General features: G+C 68.9%; 15 protein-coding genes and 1 pseudogene. 10 read left to right on the top strand and 6 right to left on the bottom strand.

What is annotated here, in order from left to right; genetic code table 11:
• The 3 genes from ACWD1Z_RS34660 to ACWD1Z_RS34650 form a co-directional block, all read right to left on the bottom strand.
• A partial coding sequence (locus ACWD1Z_RS34660) for a VOC family protein (RefSeq protein ID WP_451124445.1) occupies nt 1–141 on the bottom strand: 141 nt, incomplete at its 3' end.
• 187 nt (nt 142–328) lie between these two features.
• Nucleotides 329–1309 carry a GNAT family N-acetyltransferase gene (locus ACWD1Z_RS34655; protein ID WP_451124441.1) on the bottom strand — a complete coding sequence of 327 codons (981 nt, stop codon included), beginning with the start codon at nt 1307–1309 and terminating at the stop codon, nt 329–331.
• A gap of 833 nt (nt 1310–2142) precedes the next feature.
• Nucleotides 2143–3546 carry an FAD-binding oxidoreductase gene (locus ACWD1Z_RS34650; RefSeq protein WP_451124439.1) on the bottom strand — a complete coding sequence of 468 codons (1404 nt, stop codon included), beginning with the start codon at nt 3544–3546 and terminating at the stop codon, nt 2143–2145.
• A gap of 751 nt (nt 3547–4297) precedes the next feature.
• Here ACWD1Z_RS34650 and ACWD1Z_RS34645 point away from each other — a divergent pair.
• The 6 genes from ACWD1Z_RS34645 to ACWD1Z_RS34620 all read left to right on the top strand — a co-directional run bounded on the left by ACWD1Z_RS34645 (nt 4298) and on the right by ACWD1Z_RS34620 (nt 13993).
• The gene (locus tag ACWD1Z_RS34645; protein ID WP_451124435.1) at nt 4298–6157 is read left to right on the top strand and encodes a glycoside hydrolase family 15 protein; all 1860 of its coding nucleotides are present in this window, start codon (nt 4298–4300) and stop codon (nt 6155–6157) included.
• Nucleotides 6158–6202: 45 nt separating this feature from the next.
• Nucleotides 6203–7912, top strand: coding sequence for a pyranose oxidase (locus tag ACWD1Z_RS34640; protein WP_451124433.1), 1710 nt, complete (start codon nt 6203–6205; stop codon nt 7910–7912).
• A 29-nt stretch (nt 7913–7941) separates the two neighbouring features.
• Entirely contained in the window at nt 7942–8883 is a 942-nt protein-coding gene (iolE, locus tag ACWD1Z_RS34635) for a myo-inosose-2 dehydratase (protein ID WP_451124431.1), read from the top strand.
• 37 nt (nt 8884–8920) lie between these two features.
• On the top strand, nt 8921–10186 hold the full coding sequence (locus ACWD1Z_RS34630; protein ID WP_451124429.1) for an FG-GAP repeat domain-containing protein: 1266 nt from the start codon (nt 8921–8923) through the stop codon (nt 10184–10186).
• 90 nt (nt 10187–10276) lie between these two features.
• Complete coding sequence (locus ACWD1Z_RS34625) at nt 10277–12640, top strand: ABC transporter substrate-binding protein (RefSeq protein WP_451124427.1); 2364 nt, start codon at nt 10277–10279, stop codon at nt 12638–12640.
• A gap of 45 nt (nt 12641–12685) precedes the next feature.
• Complete coding sequence (locus tag ACWD1Z_RS34620; RefSeq protein WP_451124425.1) at nt 12686–13993, top strand: hypothetical protein; 1308 nt, start codon at nt 12686–12688, stop codon at nt 13991–13993.
• 224 nt (nt 13994–14217) lie between these two features.
• Here ACWD1Z_RS34620 and ACWD1Z_RS34615 read toward each other — a convergent pair whose 3' ends face one another.
• Nucleotides 14218–14358: a hypothetical protein gene (locus ACWD1Z_RS34615; RefSeq protein ID WP_451124447.1), complete on the bottom strand. Its 141-nt coding sequence runs from the start codon at nt 14356–14358 to the stop codon at nt 14218–14220.
• Between ACWD1Z_RS34615 and ACWD1Z_RS34610 the strand changes: the two genes are divergently transcribed.
• Together ACWD1Z_RS34610 and ACWD1Z_RS34605 are read left to right on the top strand one after the other, a co-directional pair.
• A complete protein-coding gene (locus ACWD1Z_RS34610) occupies nt 14347–14769 on the top strand; it encodes a HalD/BesD family halogenase (RefSeq protein WP_451124443.1) in 423 nt (140 codons plus the stop codon). The genes ACWD1Z_RS34615 and ACWD1Z_RS34610 overlap by 12 nt on opposite strands.
• 36 nt (nt 14770–14805) lie before the next feature.
• Nucleotides 14806–14907: pseudogene (locus ACWD1Z_RS34605) on the top strand (HalD/BesD family halogenase); the annotation flags it as partial.
• On the opposite strand, the gene ACWD1Z_RS34600 reads toward ACWD1Z_RS34605, so the two are convergent.
• Nucleotides 14894–15865 carry an alpha/beta hydrolase family protein gene (locus tag ACWD1Z_RS34600; RefSeq protein ID WP_451124423.1) on the bottom strand — a complete coding sequence of 324 codons (972 nt, stop codon included), beginning with the start codon at nt 15863–15865 and terminating at the stop codon, nt 14894–14896. The pseudogene ACWD1Z_RS34605 and the gene ACWD1Z_RS34600 sit on opposite strands and share 14 nt — an antisense overlap.
• 158 nt (nt 15866–16023) lie before the next feature.
• Here ACWD1Z_RS34600 and ACWD1Z_RS34595 point away from each other — a divergent pair, with 158 nt between their 5' ends.
• Entirely contained in the window at nt 16024–16620 is a 597-nt protein-coding gene (locus ACWD1Z_RS34595) for a TetR/AcrR family transcriptional regulator (RefSeq protein WP_451124421.1), read from the top strand.
• 95 nt (nt 16621–16715) lie between these two features.
• Here the strand turns inward: ACWD1Z_RS34595 and ACWD1Z_RS34590 are convergent, their stop codons facing one another.
• The gene (locus tag ACWD1Z_RS34590; protein WP_451124419.1) at nt 16716–17636 is read right to left on the bottom strand and encodes an esterase/lipase family protein; all 921 of its coding nucleotides are present in this window, start codon (nt 17634–17636) and stop codon (nt 16716–16718) included.
• A 406-nt stretch (nt 17637–18042) separates the two neighbouring features.
• Here ACWD1Z_RS34590 and ACWD1Z_RS34585 point away from each other — a divergent pair.
• The coding region (locus ACWD1Z_RS34585) for a hypothetical protein (RefSeq protein WP_451124417.1) at nt 18043–18704 on the top strand (662 nt) is incomplete at its 3' end.

The following is an 18704-nucleotide window of genomic DNA, read 5'->3' as shown; positions in this document are numbered from 1 at the left end:
GCCTTCGCGCTGGAGCCAGACGTAGGGGCCCATCCGGGCCACGACCGGCCTGCCCGGCAGTTCGGACCAGAACGCAGCGAGCCGCTCGGGGTCTTGGGCATCGACGACGAGGGCATTGATCTGCATAGGTGACTCCGCCATGACTCGATCTTCTCAAGCGGGCCCGCAACCGCTCACGGGCGAGAGCGGCTGCGTGGTGGGCGCCCAGGAACTGGAGCAGAGCCGGAGAGGCGACAGCACGTCGGCACGGGGCAGGGAGGGGTATGGCCGTCGGCGCCGAAGAGGTGTGCACTGGGCAGTCCTCGCGGGCCCGGATGCGGTGGGGCTGTCAGCGCCAGTCGTCGATGACGTACGCGTCGGGGTGGCTGTAACCGGATTCGTTGGGTCGGTGCATGGCCACGCCCTGCAGCCAGGTGCGGAACCCGCGGTTGACCATGCGCTGGTAGGCGTCCTGGCGGGCCAGGTTCACACCGGCGCCCAATTGGCCCAGGTTGCGTTCGGCGGCGAGTTGCTCACAGGCGGTGAGCAGGCGTTCGAACCGGTCGGCTGCCTGCGGACCGGGGCGTACGGCGCCGAATTTTACGAAGCAGACGTCCTCTCCGGCCTCTGTTCCGGCCCCGCAGTGGCAGACGGCCAGGCCGTCGAGCTCGGAGTCGGCTCCTTGGAGGAGGATGGTGTCACCGAGTCCCTGCGCGTGCGTGGCGATGATCTCCCGTTCCACGCTCAGGCCGTCGAACACGCTCCCGGTGAGTGTGCGGCAGAGGCTGAGGGCGTCGGGCTGCTCGGCGGGGGATAGCTCGCCGTACAGCATGCGGCCCGGGGCCGCTGCAGGGCCTGTGACCTGCTTTTTCATGATGGCTGTCAGGAATCGGGGCCAGAAGCCGTAGCGGCGGTAGAGCTCGAGGTGTTTGGGGCTGTGGGAGAAGGTGAACAGACCGAGGTGCCGGTTTTCCCAGGTGTCGAAGCAGTCCATGACCGGTTCCATGAGGCGTCTGCCGATGCCCTGGTCCCACCGGTCCGGGTGGACGGTCAGCGGGCCGAAGTAGCCGACGCTGCCCCAGTTGGTGGCGAAGTTGGATGCGACGACTTCGCCGTCCATGGTTACTGCGAAGGCGGCGCGTGGATCGGCTGTCCAGCGGGTGCGGACGTAGTCGGCGCTGCCGAAGAAGGTTTCCGGTTCGGGAGCTCCGAGGAACGTCCCGAAGGCGATCCTGAAGATTTCGTCGGCCCGGTCCAGGTCCGATTCTTCCAGCGGGCGGATGGACACAGGGCTGGTGCTGCTCTTGTGCTGCCCTGCCGGTCGGATCACCGCTTGCTCCTTCCCCGGCCCCCGCTTTCATCGCACCACGGCTTTGCGCCTCAGGCGAGGCGAAGGGTTCACTCCGATACCCGGGGACGGGGGACCGGGCCGGTTGGCCGTGTCTGTCCGCCGAGAACTGCCGCAGTCACGGGTATCGGGGCCTGGCAGGGGCCATCTGCTGCCCGGGACGGCAAGTCAGCCGACGGGTGCTGGGGCACGGGGGATGGGGGAGCCCACCGAGGCGCTGGAGTACCGAAACACCCGGCTGGTCACCGACGCAGGAGGAACACGGAGCCGACTGGCATTCGGTGACCACACACGCTGACGGTCACGGATGACCGAAGACCGTTCGATGAGACGATCATTGCCGACGAGACTTGCACGGCTCCGCTCGAAGGCGTCGGTGTGCACAGCGCGGTGGTGGTGGGACCGGACGAAGTGGAGCATGACCAGGTCGCGCAGTGTTGCCCGGTGAAGTGGTCGGCGAACGGAGTGCGGGCATGCACGGCGGCCAACGCGGCAGGAGGGCGTCTCGCCACGGCGCACCACACTTCTTCGGCGGATGCGGAGTGCAGGACCTGGAAGATGAGGTGCTGCAGCGATGTCTGCTGTGCCCTTGCCACGTGCCAAAGTCCGCCAAGCGCCCTTCTCCAGCCGCTAAGGGTTTCCGGACCGCAGCCCGACGTTGCCACCGGCCAGCACAGGGGCACTCCCAGACCGTCCCGACCGTCACTCATGTAACAGTCATGTTTTTCACACCTCGGGGCCGCATCTTCTTCGCAGCACCGATTCCTGGGCGCCGGAACTCATCTGGCCGTCGGAGAGGCCGAGGTCTGGTCCGGTCAGGAGTGTGCTGTCGTGGTCTCGGCGACTCCGATGTTCTGGCCGTAGCGGAAGAGGCCGGTCGGGTCGTAGTGGCGCTTGACGCCGGTGAGGCGTTGGTAGTTGGCGCCGTAGTAGGCGTGCTGCCAGTCAGGCAGGTCTGGGTCCGGGAAGTTGACGTACGCGGCGGAGGTCTCGAGCCTGTGTCGCAGCGTGCGGTGCATCGTCCTCAGCTGGGTGAGCAGACGGTCGGCGTCCTTGCGGGGAGTGTCGGGGTGCCAGTGACTGCCGATGTCGATGACGAACGTGCCTCGGCGGTGTGGGTATGCAGTGTCACCGGGGGAGGGCTGGGCGCTGGAGCCACCCATGGCGAACAGTGTCACGTAGCCGGCGTTGCCCTTGCGGCCTGGCTGCCAGTCCTCGATCCAGCCGATGATGTCTTCGACGGCGGGCTGGCCGATGCCGCGGTCGGGCACGAGGGACTTGGAGGCGCTGGCTGCGGGCTGACCGGGGCGCTCCATCAAGTAGTCCTGGGCGTCCCAGAAGTGCCTCTCCTGCACGAATGACTTGCGCGGGCGCAAGGACAGCACGGGCGCGAGCGTCCGGAGCAGGCCGTCCTCGTCGCCCAGACGCTGACCGAGGAGCCACAGCGTCCCACCGCCGCCGTCGCCGTTGTTCTTGAAGCCGATCCGCACGTCGAGGGCATTGTGCTCGTCTGCGGCCAGGGCCTCCTGAACGGCGGACATGACCACGACGCCCCGTCGGACGGGAAAGGTCAGGTCGAACACGGTGGCGCGCTGGGCGGAGACGTCGACGGCCTCGAAGGTGAAACCGGTGTTGATGCCGAAGTTCCCGCCGGCCCCGCCCCGACAGGCCCAGAACAGGTCCGCGTTCTCCCGGGCGCTGGCCCGCACCAGGGAACCGTCGGCCAGCACCAGGCGAGTCTCCACCAGCCGGTCGCATGTCAGGCCCCACTTGCGGTCGTTGAAGCCCAAGCCCCCGCCCAGGGCCAGCCCCGCCACGCCCACACCGGGGCAACGGCCGCCAGGGAAGTACAGGTTCGCCGCTTTCGCCTCGTAGACGTCGGAGTTGGTGGCACCTCCGCCCAGCACCAGCCGGTGACCGCTGGGGACCACGCTGCGCATACGGCGCAGGCTGATCAGCAGTCCCGTGGTGGTGGAGTATCCGGCGTAGTTGTGGCCGCCTGAGCGGACGGCGAACGGCATCCCCTGGTCGGCGGCCCAGCCCAGCGCCGCCCGCACGTCCTTCTCTGTGGCGCACGCGGCAATGCCCGCCGGCCGCACCGCCGCATACCGCCGGTTGTCCGGCAGCACCAGGCTCTCGTAGTGTGCGCTCCCCGGCCGGTAGAGCCCCGCTCCGCCGCTCAACGCCCGTCCCAGCTCCCGCCATGCCGGGGCCGGCACGCCGTGTCCTGAGACCGGCGGGTGTTGCGAAGCGGCCTGAGCGGCACCCTCGGTCATCCGACCGGCACCGGCCAGGGCCACGGCCTGCGCTCCGCGCCACAGAACCTTTCGACGACTGATCACAATTGCGCCCTCCGCACTCATCACGGACACACCGGTGCAGGCGGGTCCGTCGACCTCGACGCCGGCCGATGTCAGTCCGGGCCGTCGGCCACATCGTGTCGACCGGCGGGAAGAATCGGGCACGCCACGCCGCTCAGCAGCCGTTAGTCGTACCGATAACCGCCCCGATCGACCGCCATCTTTCGGATGCTGCTGCTACTCGTGGGACATATGCCGGTAGCAGGCGGAGCGCCATCTGACATGCCGGTAAGCCATATGCATATGCCAGAGTCGCGGCCTTTTATGCGGTATGCCACCTTGGAGAGGCAGTCCGGTGGACATGCGCAAACTGCCACGCCAGTCTTCTCGCGAAGGCGGGCTTGGGCCGGCGAGCGGGTTTCCGGCCGTCGGCTGACGTCTGAGCACTGATCCTGACCCCTCTGCGTCAGGAGGGAAGGCAGGCAGGCCCATCGGGCGTGCACGCACGTTCGGCGCCCCGTACCACTGCGGGCGCTCCATCCATTCACCACAAGGTGCCGCTCTGGTGCGGCGTGCCCGCCCCGCCCGTGAAGCGGTGCCGTGGCGCGCCGCCAGACAGGCGCGAGCGTTCTCCGGCGGTGCCGTGCCGCCGGTGTAAGGGAGTGTCGGAATGCCCAGTGCCATCGAGGACTACGCGTTCCTGGGAGATCTGCATTCGGGTGCGCTGGTCGGGAGGGACGGGTCGATCGACTGGCTGTGCCTGCCCCGGTTCGACTCACCGGCGTGTTTCGCCGCCCTGCTGCACGACCAGAGCGCCGGCCGCTGGCTGCTGGCCCCGGCGTCGGGCGGCCCCGCCACTCGGCGCCGCTACCGGGACGACACCCTCATCCTGGAGAGCGAGTGGCACACCGCCGAGGGCAGTGTGCGCATCGTGGACTGCATGCCGCTGCGCGGGGAGGCATCCGACCTGGTCCGCCTGGTGGAAGGCATCAGCGGACGCGTCACCATGCGGATGGATCTGCGGCTGCGTCCCGACTACGGCCGCATCATCCCCTGGGTGAACCGGACCGGCGGCGGCCTGCGGGCCGTGGCCGGCCCCGACGCCTTCTGGCTGCACACCCCTGTGACCGTCTACGGCGAGAACATGGCCACCAAGGCCGAGTTCACCGTCGAGGCAGGACAGCAGGTGCCCTTCGTCCTCACCCACAAGCCCTCCCACCTGTCCAGCCGTGCCAAGCCCGTCGATGCGATCGCCGCCATCGCGGACACCGAGCGGTTCTGGCGGTCCTGGATGAGCCGGTGCACCTACCAGGGGCAGTGGCAGCAGGCGGTTCGGCGTTCGCTGATCACGCTGAAGGGCCTGACCTACCAGCCCACCGGCGGGATCCTCGCGGCGGCCACGACATCGCTGCCCGAGCAGCTCGGAGGGTCGCGCAACTGGGACTACCGGTTCTGCTGGCTGCGGGATGCCACCTTCACGCTGCAGGCCCTGGTCGGCACCGGCTACCTGGAGGAAGCGTCCGCGTGGCGGGAGTGGCTGCTGCGCGCGGTCGCCGGCAACCCGGCCGACCTGCAGATCATGTACGGCCTCGATGGCACCTGGCGGCTGCCCGAGTACTCCCTCGACTGGCTGTCCGGCTACGAGAACTCCAGCCCGGTCCTGGTCGGCAACGCCGCGGCCGGCCAGTTCCAGCTCGACGTGTGGGGTGAGGTTCTGGAGTGCTTTTACGTATCGCGCGAGGCGGGGCTGCCGGCGTCCGACCCCGCCTGGAACGTACAACTGGCCCTGCTGGACTTCCTGGAAGGCAACTGGAGCGAACCCGACAGCAGCCTGTGGGAAGTCCGCGGCGATCCCCGGCACTTCGTGCACTCCAAGGTCATGGCCTGGGCGGGTCTCGACCGGGCCGTGCGCTCGGTGCTGCACCACGGCCGCTGGGGTCCGGTGGACCGCTGGGAGGACCTGCGCGACCGCATCCACGCGGAGGTGTGCGCCAAGGGCTACGACACCGAGCGCAACACGTTCACCCAGTTCTACGGCTCCAAGGGCCTGGACGCGGCGCTGCTGTTGCTGCCCCGGGTCGGCTTCCTGCCGTGGGAGGACCCGCGGGTGCGGGGCACCGTGGACGCGGTACGCCGCGAGCTGGGCGAGGACGGTTTCCTGTTGCGCTACCGGCCCGAGGCGGACGGCGGCGTCGACGGGCTGCCCGGCGACGAGGCTACTTTTCTCGTCTGTACCTTCTGGCTCGCCGACGCCCTGCACGGCACCGGCCGCCGACGCGGGGCGAGGGAACTGTTCGAGCGACTGCTGGACCTGCGCAACGACGTGGGACTGCTCAGCGAGGAATACGACCCGCGCACCGGCCGCCATCTGGGCAACACCCCCCAGGCGTTCAGCATGGTCGGCCTCGTCAACACCGCTCTGTGGCTCAGCGGCACGGCCGACATCACCTCCGTCGACGGTGACGGCCCTCCCCACCATGCCGTCCAGGCCGCATCCCTGAAGCAGCGGCCCACCCGTGCGCGCCGCTGACGACGGTGCCGCGCTGCACGACCCACCCCGTGTGAGAGGAACCTCATGAACGACAACGACGTGCTCACCACCGAGTACGACGCCCTGATCATCGGCAGCGGCCCGGTGGGCTGCACCTTCGCCCGCAAGCTGGTCCAGGCCGGCAAGCACGTCCTGATGATCGACGCCGGGGCGCAGCTGTCCCGGAGATACGGCGAACACCTCAAGAACAGCTACCTGTTCCAGAAGAACATCGACCTTTTCGTCTCCGTCATCAAGGGCAACCTGCTGCCCCTGTCGACCTCGACCAACAAGGAACCGGCCCTCACCCTCGACCCCTCGGCGTTCGCCTACGACCCGGACAAATACGCCGGCTTCTCCATGCGCAACCAGAACCCCGAGCAGAAGAAGCACACCAACCTGCCCGCGGCGGCCGCGACGTACGCCGTGGGCGGCATGGCCACGCACTGGACGTGCGCCGTTCCCCGCTTCCACGCCCAGGTCGAGCGGCGCAACGGGGACCAGGAATACCCCATCGACGACAAGAAGATGGACGAGCTGTACGACGAGGCCGAAACGCTGCTGGGCCGGCAGACGTCCGTCTTCGCCGCTTCCGCCCGGCACCTGCTGGTCAAGCAGGTGCTGAAGCAGACGGGCGAGGAGTTCGCCGATATCGCCGAACTGCCCCTGGCCGTCAGCGAGCGCGCCGACTCCGAGAAGACCTCCGCGGTGACGTGGTCCGCGTCCGACACCGTCCTTGGGGACTTGGCCGAACCCACGCACCGGCCGTCCGAGGGTTCGTTCACCCTGCTGCCCGAGCACCAGTGCGTACGCCTGGAGATCACCGGCACCGGCAGGCGGCAGAAGGTCGACCATGCCGTCGTACGCGACCTGCGCGACCTGCGCCGCGAGATCCAGCTGCGGGCCAAGACGTACGTGGTGGCGTGCGGTGCGGTGCCCACCCCGCAGCTGCTGTTCAACTCCGGGGTCACGCTGCCCGCCCTTGGCCGCTACCTCACCGAACAGCCCATGTCCTTCTGCCAGGTGGTCCTGCAGCAGGAGCACATGGACAACATCGAGGAGATTCTGCGCGGCGTGAGCGGCAGCGACGACGCCCCTGCGGCGTCCGCCGCCGAGCGGGTCGCCGCCTACCGCGCAGCCCAGCTCAAGCGGCTGCACGGCGGTGACAAGAACGCCGATCCCGTGCCCTTCCCGCCCGCCGAGCGCGACCCGAACCTGGCCCTGCTGGTGACCGAGGAGCGGCCCTGGCACTGCCAGATCCACCGCGACGCCTTCACCTACGGCGCCGTGCCGCCCAACGTCGATCCCCGGCTCATCGTGGACCTGCGCTGGTTCGGCATCTCCCGCCCCCGCCCGGAGAACAAGGTCACCTTCTCCCGCAAGATCCGCGACACCTTCGACATGCCGCAGCCCACCTTCCACTTCCGCCTCGACGCGGCCGAACGGAAGGAGACGGACCGCATGAACGAGCACATGCTGCGCACCGCCGCCGCCCTCGGCGGCTTCATGCCCGGCTCCGAGCCGGTCTTCCTCACCCCCGGCCTGCCGCTCCACATCGCCGGCACCACCCGCATGGGCACCAGCGAGCTGGACAGCGTCGTCGACGAGTACTCCAAGGTGTGGAACGTCGACAACCTCTACCTCGGCGGCAACGGCCTGCACCCCTTCGGCAACGCCTCCAACCCCACGCTGACCAGCGTCGCCATGGCCGTCCACGCGGCCGAGACCATCCTCAGCGGCCACCCCGGGCACTGACCCACCCCCGCGACCCCCAGGACTGTCACATGAGGCAAGACACCACTGCCCTGCCCGAGGGCATCCACCTCGGCATCACCCCCACCTGCTGGACCAACGACGACTTCCCGCTGATCGGCAACGACATCCCGATGGAACAGTGCCTCAGCGAGATCGCCCTCGCCGGCTTCGAGGGATGCAGCATCGGCCACAACTTCACCACCGACGTCGACGCGCTGACCGCCGCCATGCACCTGCGCGGTCTCAGCGTGAGCGAGCCGTGGGTGAGCACCTACTTCACCGTGCCCGACGGCGCCGAACGCACCGCCTGCGACCTGCTGAAGGTGCTGGAGTTCCTCAAGGACTTCAACGCCGGCGACCCCCCGGTGAAGACCACCACGATCGGCGTCGCCGAGTTCGGCCACTCCATCCACCTGCAGTCGCTGAGCCTGCGCAGCAACCGGCCGGAGTTCACCGACGAGCAGTGGACCGACCTCTGCAAGGGCCTGAACAAGATCGGCGAGATCGTCGCGAGTCAGGGCTTCACCCTCGCCTACCACCCGCACATGGGCACCGGCGTACAGACCGAACAGGACGTCGACCGCCTGATGCGCGACACCGACCCGCGCCACGTCGGCCTGCTGCTCGACACCGGTCACCTCACCTGGGCCGGCGCCGACGTGCGGGGCGTCATCGAGCGGCACCGGGAGCGGATCGCCCACGTCCACCTGAAGAACGTCCGCAGCAGCGTGCTCGCCGACCGGACACTGGCCTCCGGGAGCTTTCGCGAGTACGTCGAGGCGGGCATCTTCACCGTCCCGGGGGACAGCGACGGTGACATCGACTTCGACACGGTCATCAAAGCCCTGCGCCCCGGCGACACCTACCGCGGCTGGCTGGTCGTGGAAGCCGAACAGGACCCGCTCGGTGGTCAACCACCTCTGCACCACGCCAAGACCGCCCGCGACTACCTCGCCCGCGTCCTGGGCTGACCTGACCCCTGCAACACCATTCCCGGAAGGCGCCCCAATGGCCGCGAACACCCCCTACGACATCTGCATCCCGCGTTTCACCCGCGAGGTGGTGGCCGACCGACTTACCGAGGGCTACTGGGTGGAGGCCGCCGACATCGACGGCGACACCCGCCCCGACCTGCTCACCCACGGGTTCAACCTCGGCGAGATCTACTGGTACCACAACCCTGACTGGCAACGGCAGCTGGTCGCTGACGGTCTGCCCATGCCCGCAGGCGCACACGCCGCCGACATCTCCGGCAACGGTCGTCCCGACTTCGTCGTCTGCCACCAGCTCTACGGAGCCAGCGGCCGCCTGGACGACCCCGACCCCGAGGGGGGAAGGATCGACTGGATCGAGAACACCGGCAAACCGGACGGCGACGCACGCTGGGAGCGGCACTACATCGGCCGTGAGACCGGCATGCACCGCCTGCGCGTGGGCCACTTCACCCAGACCCGCAAGCCTGAGGTGATGGGCCTGCCGATCGTGGGCGCCCGGCACGTCCACGGGCTCATCCCCATCGTGCTGTTCAGCCCCAACAACGACGTGCGTAAACCCTGGGAGAAGCGCGTCGTCGACGACAGCCACTTCCGCCTGATCCACGGAGTGGACGTCCGGCCGAACCCGCTGCCTGGCTGCGAGCACCTCGACTCGGTCGTGGTCGCTTCCGAAGAGGGAGTGAGCTGGCTGCACTACGACGAGCGACAGGGCCGGTTCACGATCACGCACATCGGCGAAGGAGAACAGTCCCAGTTCGACCACACCGGCTTCAAGGGCAGTGGTGAAGCCGCCGTCGGCCGGATCGGCGACGACCCGCACGCCTATGTCGCGACCATGGAACCCTTCCACGGCAACACCGTGGCCGTCTATCTCAAGGAGCAGCCCGGCGCGCCGGCCGGAGAAGTCTCCTGGCGGCGCGTCGTGCTCGACGTGTTCGGCGATCCCAACGAACACGGTGAGGGCCCCGGCCATCACATCCTCTGCGCCGACTTCGACAACGACGGCGACGACGAATTCCTGGTAGCCCTGCGCGGCCCCTGGCCCTGGCAGGGCGTCTTCTACTACAAGGCGATCGACATCCAGGCCGGCATCTTCACCAAGTGGCGCGTCTCCTCCGACTCCACCGCGCGCATCGCCATCGGCGACTTCAACGGCGACGGCCGCCTGGACTTCGCCACCATCGCCTACAAGGTCGACAAGTACTTCGTCGCCCAGGACGCCAAGCTGTCCGTCTTCCACAACGCCATCGACGGCATCACGCCCCACGACGCCGACTAGCGAGACCTCGACGCGTGCGGCTGCGCCGGCCATCCGGCCACGGAGCCGCACGCGAACGGCGCACCACATGCTCGAAGGAAGGAGACGGACGTGGTCACGCCCGGTGACGACACCGGCAGGGACACCGACGACGGCCGGTCTCCCGGCTGGAAACCCTCACACGCCGACGCCTCACCCGCGGGCGCGACGGCGAGCGGTCTGCGCCCCAGGTGGCGGACCCGCCGCGCGCGCCTGACCGCAACAATCACCCTGGCCCTGCTCCTGGTGACGGCGGCCGTAAGCCTGCCCTCCCTGCTGAGCCCGGCGCCAGAGCCGGTGCACGTGGCCGTGGTGACCAGCCACACGGGCCCGGGAGCCGTCCGCGGGCAGGAGATCACCCGCGGCATCCGCTTCCACATCGACCGGATCAACCAGAACGGCGGCATACGCGGCCATCCCCTACGGCTGCTGCCCTACGACGACCGCGCCGACCCGGCGACCGCGCGCCGCACGGCAGAGCGCATCGCCCGCGACGACCGTGTCGCCCTCGTGATCGGCAACACCAGCAGCCCCACAGCCACCCAAGCCGCCCCCGTGTACGCCGCTGCCCGCATCCCCTTCATCACCCCCACAGCCACCGCCGACAGCATCACCGCGAACCCCTGGAGCTTCCGCACGACCTACACGAACACCTATCAGGGGCACTTCATCGCCGCCTACGCCCACCATGTGCTCGGCGCGCGCAGCGCGACCGTCCTGCACGTGGACAGCGCCTACGGCGCGTCCCTGGCAGACGGCTTCCGCCGCGCCTTCACGACCACAGGGCGCGTCCACCGGGTCGTCGCTCTCGGCGACCACGGCGGCAACCCGCGCCAGGACCAGCTGCAGGAGGCGCTGGAGGCTGCCCGCACCGACCCGGACCGAGGCCCGGTCATTCTCGCCCTGCCGGAAGACCCCGCACTGACCACGCTGACCTACCTGCGCCGCCATGGCGTGCGCGCCACCGTCATCGGGGGCGATGACCTGTCCAACACCCAGTTCGGCTCCCGCCTGGCCGCCTCCCACCTGGAACGGACGGCACCCGGCTCGATGACCGGACGGTTCTACGCCGCCTCACCCCAACTCGCCGACAGCCTCACCGGAGCCGGCTTGACCTGGGCAACCGCCTTCCGGGACCGCTACGGCATCATGCCCTCCTGGAAGGCGATGTCAGGACAGACGGCGGCCGACATGGCCGTGCACGCCATCAGCCGGGCAAAGATCCACCATGCCCACGTGAGCGAACGGGACAGGACGGCGGTCCGCGACGCGCTGGCCGCCGTGAACACTCCGGCCAAGGGCATCCCGGGCCTGTACGGGCGGGTCTTCTTCGACCGTACCCGCTCCCTGCACCTGCCCGTCACCATCGGCATCGTCCAGTCCGGGGACATCGTTTCCGCTCCCGTCCAGCTGACCGAGTACAGCCCGGAGGAGGATGTCGACGTGGCCCAGGAACTGGCCGCCAAGCGGGCCGTCTCCTTCGAGGGCAAGGTGCTGGCCCGTCAGCAGATCGTCTACACCGGTATCAACGTCAACCGGATCAGCACGCTCGACACCCGCGAAGGCACCTTCAAGGCGGACATCTTCCTGTGGTTCCGCTACAGCGGCAGCGACGAGGCCACGGACGTGGAGTTCCCCAACCTCGCGGACGACAAGTTCAAGTGGACGGCCCCCGTCCGCACATCGTCCGCCCATGGTGTGAAGTACCGCCTCTACCAGGTCGTCACCACCTTCAGCACCTCGCTGGACTTCCACCGCTTCCCCTTCGACCGGCAGCATCTCGCCATCACCTTGCAGAACCGCATCCAGCCCTCCTCCCGCGTCGTCTACGTCGTGGACCGGGCCCTGGTGAAACAGGACCGTGTGGAGGCGCTGAACAGCGGCAAGGACGTCCGGCAGACCATCGACGGCCTGCCCAACTGGACGGTGCGCGATCTGAGTCTGTACAAGGCCGCCGTGGGCAGCACCGCGCGGCTCGGCGACCCGGACCTGTCGCAGGGCGAACACGGCGTTCACTACGCCCAGTACGTCGCCGACGTCACAGTGGCCCGCGACGTAGCACCCTTCCTCGTCAAGAACCTCCTGCCGCTGTTGCTCAGCGCCGCTGTCACCTACGCCACCCTCTTCTTTCCACGCGACCCCCGCTACACCAGCACCCGCGTCTCCCTGGAGGTCACCGCCATGCTCAGCGCCGCCGTGCTGCTGACCAACGTCACCAACTCCCTGCCGGACATCGGATACACGGTGGCACTCGAGTGGGCCTACTACGCCTTCATGTTCCTCGTGGGCACATGCGTCTTCATCTCGCTCGCCGGCGCCTGGCTCCAGGAACACGACAACATACGGGCCTGGAACCGGCTCGCGCTTGTCTCCCGCGTCTACTATCCGGTGTTCTGCCTGTCGGTCTTCCTCGTCTACGCCGCCCAACTCGGCTGAATCCGCAGCGGTGACGTGGTGAAGACGCCGAACCACGATCCACTCGTGCACCACTTGCGAGCTGCCGCCCGAGGAATCGACCTGCTCGCCCTCGCCGCCGGCGCGCTGTTCGCCGTCACGCTCACGGTCGTCGCGCATCGACACCACCGACTGGACTTCGCAGATCCCGGCCCCGCACTCGGCGCCGTCGTGATCACCGGACTGGCCCTGCTCCTGCTGGGCGGCCTCGCCGGCATCCGCCGACTGAGGGTCCACCGCCTGTGGCTGGCCAGCGCATGGACCGCCACTGTCCTGCTGACCGGCACCGTACTCATCTGGTACGCGGTAATGACCGACACCTCGCACACCCTCGCCCGCGGCACGCAGGTCACCAGCATGCACGACACCGACGCCTACCTCACTCGCCACACCCCCGCACCGGCGCACCACGTGCGCGTGCCCACGGGCGTGTTCATCCAGGCCCTGCGCTTCACGGGCCCTTACGACGTCGAGGTGAGCGGATACATCTGGCAGCGGTACGCCGACTCGGTGCCGGCCGGCATCGAACGCGGCGTCGTCCTGCCGGAAGCCGACGACTCCTACGAGCCCCGCAAGGTCTACGACGTCCACCGCGACGGCGAGCACGTCATCGGCTGGTACTTCAACGTCCAGGTCCGACAGGTGTTCGACTACCGTACCTACCCCCTGGACGAACAGGACGTGTGGCTCCGCCTGTGGCACCCCGACTTCGAGAGCAGAGTCCAGCTCGTCCCCGACCTGGCCGCGTACCCGCCCTGGCGCGCGCCGGCCGCCTACGGTCTCGACGCGAACTTCGTCCCCGGCAACTGGGCCGTCAAGACCACCTCCTTCAGCTACGACACCCCGCGCTACTCGGTGAACTTCGGACAGGGCCGCCAGTACCGCCAACAGACGCATCCAGAGCTGTACTTCAACATGCACATGGCCAGAGAGTTCGCCGCACCGCTCTTCGGGCGGATCATCCCCCTGGCCTTCATCGCCGTCCTCGTCTTCGCCTCCCTCTTCGTCACCACGAAAAACACCCGGCGCTTCCCGCTCGCCGGATTCGACGGACTGACCGTGGTCGAATTCGCGGCGGCCATGCTGCTGGTGCTGACCGTCGACCACAACACCGCACGGAACGAAACCGGCTCCCACGGCATCACGTACATCGACTACGTCTACTTCTGCCTCTACTTCATGACCATCGCCGTCGTCTGGAACGCCCTGCTGCTCTCCCGCGGCCCCCACCTCGCACTGATCCAGTGGCGGGACAACCTGGCTCCCAAACTGCTGTACTGGCCCGTCCTCGCCTTCCTCCTGTGCTCCATCACGGCCCTCACGTTCCTGCTGTGAAACGCGACGGGTCCGATCTGGACCATCTTCGACGACACCCATCTCGGGCTGGACCGGCCGCACGCCCTGCGCTTCCTCCCGCACGCCGACACCGGCTGGCGCCGCCCGGGACCCGCGGAGGTGTGGGCTCCCATGGGCCGCCGCCCCGATGAGGTCGTCATCCGCAAGCCCTCCTACGGCGCGTTCACGACACCCCGCTGCGCAACCTCGGCCGCGACACACCCTCACCAAACGAGTCGCGCCAGGAACCCGAACTCGCCGTCCTGCGCGCAGGCTTCGCACTCGTGCTGAGTGCCGAGGAGATCGCGGACCGATTGACCGTAGCCGCCGCCACCGGGGCGCAGGGTGTACAGATGGCTGGTCACCGGGGTGCTGGCTCGTGCCGACTTTTGGACACTTCCCTGCCGTGGGGGACTGAGGCGTGCGCCGTCCGGGGACGCATGGGGCGTGCCCTGCCCACCCGATCGGAAGGCGTTGCCCGTGCCTTTCACCGACCCCGACTGCTCACCCCGGACGGCCTGGACGAGCTGCGGGCGGAGACCCAGCGGCTGGTGGCAATCGCCCGACGCCGGGACTTCGCGATGTCGTGCATGGACAACTCCCCCCGGCACATGACCACCCTCGGTGGCCATGTCATCGCCCGGGAATCATCACTTGTACGTGAGCTCTACGGCGACCCGCGTCTGCTCGGTCTCGTGGGCGCGGTTGCCGGCGAGCCGCCCCTTGCCGTGCCCGATCCGCTGGAACGGCACGTGCTCAACGTGCTCCACCGATAAGGCGACACCCATGGCGCGCACACCCCTGCATGCTCGGCCCATCACCGTGCGGGCGACGCCTACCTCCTGCGCAGCGACACCACCGCGCACCGGGTCACCTCCCTCACCCGGCCCGGTGTACGCCCTACTTGGTTGTGACGCGTCCGATGGGGTGGGGGCCGGTGGTCAGTGTCTCGCAGGCGGTGTGCCAGGCAGAGGCGCCGGGGTGGAGCTGGGTGTGGAGGTACGCGGCGGTGAGATGGGCGAGGGCGGCGACGCGGGCGGGGTTCTCGTCAGTGGTCTCGGCGGCGTCGTATCCGGCGATGCCGCCGAGTCCGTGTTCGGCGTCGAACACCGTGAGGAGGGTCTTGGGGCTGGGGGAGAGGGCGTAGGGGTCGGTGTGCCAGGTGGGTCCGATGTCGGTGAAGTGCCGGGGGTCGTCCTTGTCGCCGGCTACGACGAGTGCGGGCGCGGTCATCGTGGAGAAGTCGACGGCGCCGATGACGGGCCACTGCTGGGCCATGGGCCCGTTGTAGGCGGCGCCGCCCCTGCCGGGCGCGGCGAGCAGGACGCCGGCCTTGATCCGGGGCTCGCGCAGGTGCACCAGGTCATTGGTGTCGGGGTCGGTGAGGCCTGCGCCCAGCAGGAGGGCGGCGGTGAAGCCGCCGAGGGAGTGTCCGGCGACGGCGACCTTGGCGGGGTCGATCCGGCCGGCGAGCTGCGGCACGCTGCGTTCGATCAGGTCGAGCCGGTCGAGGATGTGGCTCATGTCCTCGGCCCGGGTGCGCCACCAGTTGGGTTCGTCGGCGATGTGGCTCAGGGTGCGGGAGGTGAGGTGGGTGGGCTGGATGACGGCGAATCCCTGGGCGGCCCAGAGGTTGGCGAGGGGCGCGTAGCCGTTGAGTGAGGAGAGGTGGTGGGAGGGGCCGTGACCGTGGGAGAGGAGGATGACGGGCAGGCCGGTCCCGGTGGCGGGCGCGGAGACGCGCACCTGGAGGTCTACGGGACGTCCGGGCACCGGGAGGGTGACGGGGCTGTAGGACAGGACCGGGGCGGGCGCGCCGAGGGTGTCGGCCCGGGGGGCGGTGGATGTGCTCACGAGGGGGTTCCCTTTCATGTGGCGCCGACTGTCCGCCGCCTCTGCTGCGAGCGGCGGCGGGCACGGCGGGCATGACGGACAGGGGCATCCGCTTCCGCTAAGCTGAAGCGGAGCGCTGCTCCACTTAGTATTCGGAGCACTGCTCCGCTTTGTCAATCGTGGGGAAGGAGCACTCGGTGACCACCGGCAGTGCTGCAGACAAGCCGCCGTCCCAAGCCAAGCGGGCCGACGCCCAGCGCAACCGCGACGCGGTGCTCGCTGCCGCGGCCGAGGTGTTCGCCGCCTCCGGCGTCGACGCGCCGATCCGTCGGATCGCCGCCCAGGCGGGCGTCGGCATGGCCACCATCTACCGCCACTTCCCGACCCGCGCGGATCTCATCACCGCCGTCTACCGCCACCAGATCGAGGCCTGCGCGAAGGCCGGCCCGAACCTGCTGGCCGGCGCCGACCGCCCCCTGGACGCACTGCGTGAGTGGATCGACCTCTTCGTCGCCTTCCTCGTCACCAAGCACGGACTCGCCGACGCCCTGCACTCCGAGCAGGACCGCTTCGCCGCGCTGCACGACTACTTCCTTGACCGCCTGCTGCCCGTCTGCGCCGAACTGCTCGACGCCGCGGTCGAGGCCGGTGACATCCAACCCGGCATCCAGCCGTACGAGTTGCTGCGCGGCATCGGCAACCTGTGCATCGGGCACGACCACGACCCCCGCTACGACCCCCGACGCCTGATCGCCCTCCTCCTCCAAGGACTTCGGCAACCGCACGCGTCCTGATGACGATGAGCGGCATGCACTCCGCCGCCCGTCCGGACTCCGCAGGGCGGGGTCCGGTGGGGCGGCGGGGGGTCAGCGAAGTGGGGGCGGCACGGTCAGTGCGTGGCTTTGTAGAAGACGGCCTTGTACGCCTTCACGACCGGCGCCATCCTGTCGGTGTACGACGACCATGAGCCGGCGTCCTTGACTCGGGCTCGGTATGTGCCGTTCTTGTGGCTCTTCAGGGCGGTGTGACTGATCGCCTTGTTGCCGCTGTCGTCGTACTGGAGCTTGTGCTGTGCGCTGATCCAGGTTCCGGAGCCCGCGGAGACCGTCTTGTCATCGTGGGACGAGACGGCAGTCCAGTCCGTTCCCATGTGCGACTTGCTGGGAGTCTGGGGAAGGCCGTCGAGGAAATTGCTGCCCTTGCGCATTTGCCTGCACTGCAGCGCATCGTGGAACGCGCACAGGTTGAGCTGAGCGGTGTTCGCCCCGTCGTGCGGAGTACCCAGCGTGACGACGTCCTCGATATACAGGTACGGCGGGAAGCCGGCGGTGCCCTTCCTGACGTGGTACAGCGCGGCGCGGACCACGAGGCCTCCCATGGAATGGGCGACCACGTCGACCTTCTGGCCGCCGTAGGGGGAGCTGGAGTAGGCGTTGTGGACGCGGTTGGCGAAATGCTTGGCCAGCGTCGTGAGGGACGTATTACGGGTGCCGTACTTGCCGTCCTTGTCCTTGAACCGGGTGGTGCAGCCGTCTGAGCCCGATTCCTTCTTGTAGTAGCCGTACGTGATCAGCTGGTTGTCCGCGTAATTCTTCGACTTGAAGTAGTTGATCGCGCTCGACCAGTACTCCTTGCAGTTGACCGCCGCCCCCACCACACCGGTGGGATCGAATCCGTGCACGAAGATCACCTTGCTGCGGCCGTCCGACCGGCTCGGCGCGGCGTTTGCCGGGGCAGCCGCCCCGAACAGGACCGCCAGGGCGAGAAGTGCACTGAGGAACAGCGTGGTGGAACTCCGGGCTCTTTGCATGGCCCTACCCCTCCGGGTAATCGGTTTGACGTCGTGAAGACCGGGCGTCCGACCCAGGTGAACGTGCACGGGCAGGCCCCGTCGGATCGCGAATGGCACCCGGGCCCCCTTCCCGGGCGTTTCCGGATTCGAAGACTATGGGCGCGCCTCGCGAGGGGCATGTCACGCGAACACGTGACAGCGCCTCAAGATGCCGCGCATACCTCCCCTCGCCCGCGCGCGGTGACTTAGGTTGAGCGGCGGGTTGCCTCGGCGACCGGGGGTAACGGGGGGAGACATTATGGGGAGTACGGCCAAAGTAGCTTTGGCAGGCGGGGGTGCACATCCGCGCGAGGGAGGCGGCGGGTCGGCGCGAGGGCCCGCCCAGCACCAGCTTCAGCGCAAGTCCGCACGCCTGTCCGCGGTGTTGAGGGCGACCAGTGCGCTGGGAGCGGCCCTCGTCGCCTGGGTCGGCTTCGCACCGCCCGCCCGCTTGGTGTGGGTGGTTGTCGCTGTCGTCGCACTGCTGGTGTGGAGCGGCCTGTTCACCGTGGTGATGTTCCGGCCGGGAGCGCATCCCTGGCTTGCCGCCGGTGACATCGCCGTCGTCGTGACGCTCTGTCTGGCACACGGCCGGCTCGTCCCGGCCGAGGTCCTTCAGGCGTCGGCGGGCTCCGGATGGATCGACATGATCGCCGGAACCGGTGTCTTCATCGCACAGTTCACGCTGCGCCAGCCCTGGGCGATGGCCGCGGCGCTCGCCATCGCGGCGGCCCACGCGATGGGCACCGGGCTGCGAGATGCCTCCGTCGTCCTGGTCCTGCAAGGGCTGCTCGCCGCCGCCGTCGCCATCCTGCTGCGCCATGGAGCGCGTACGGCGGACTCGGCACTGTCGCGGGAGGCGGCGGCGCGTGCGTCCGCGCGGGCCCGGTCCGCCGCCCGCACCGATGAGCTGGACCAGCAGCGGCTGCTGCACGACACCGTGCTCGCCACGCTCACCATGGTGGGCACCGGCAGCATCACCCGTGACTCCGCCGCGCTGCCCCAACGGGCCTCGGCCGACCTGGGCGTCATCGAAGCCATGCGGGC

The sequence above is a fragment of the Streptomyces sp. NPDC002784 genome, assembly GCF_053592135.1.
This window is presented reverse-complemented; position numbering and strand designations above follow the sequence as displayed.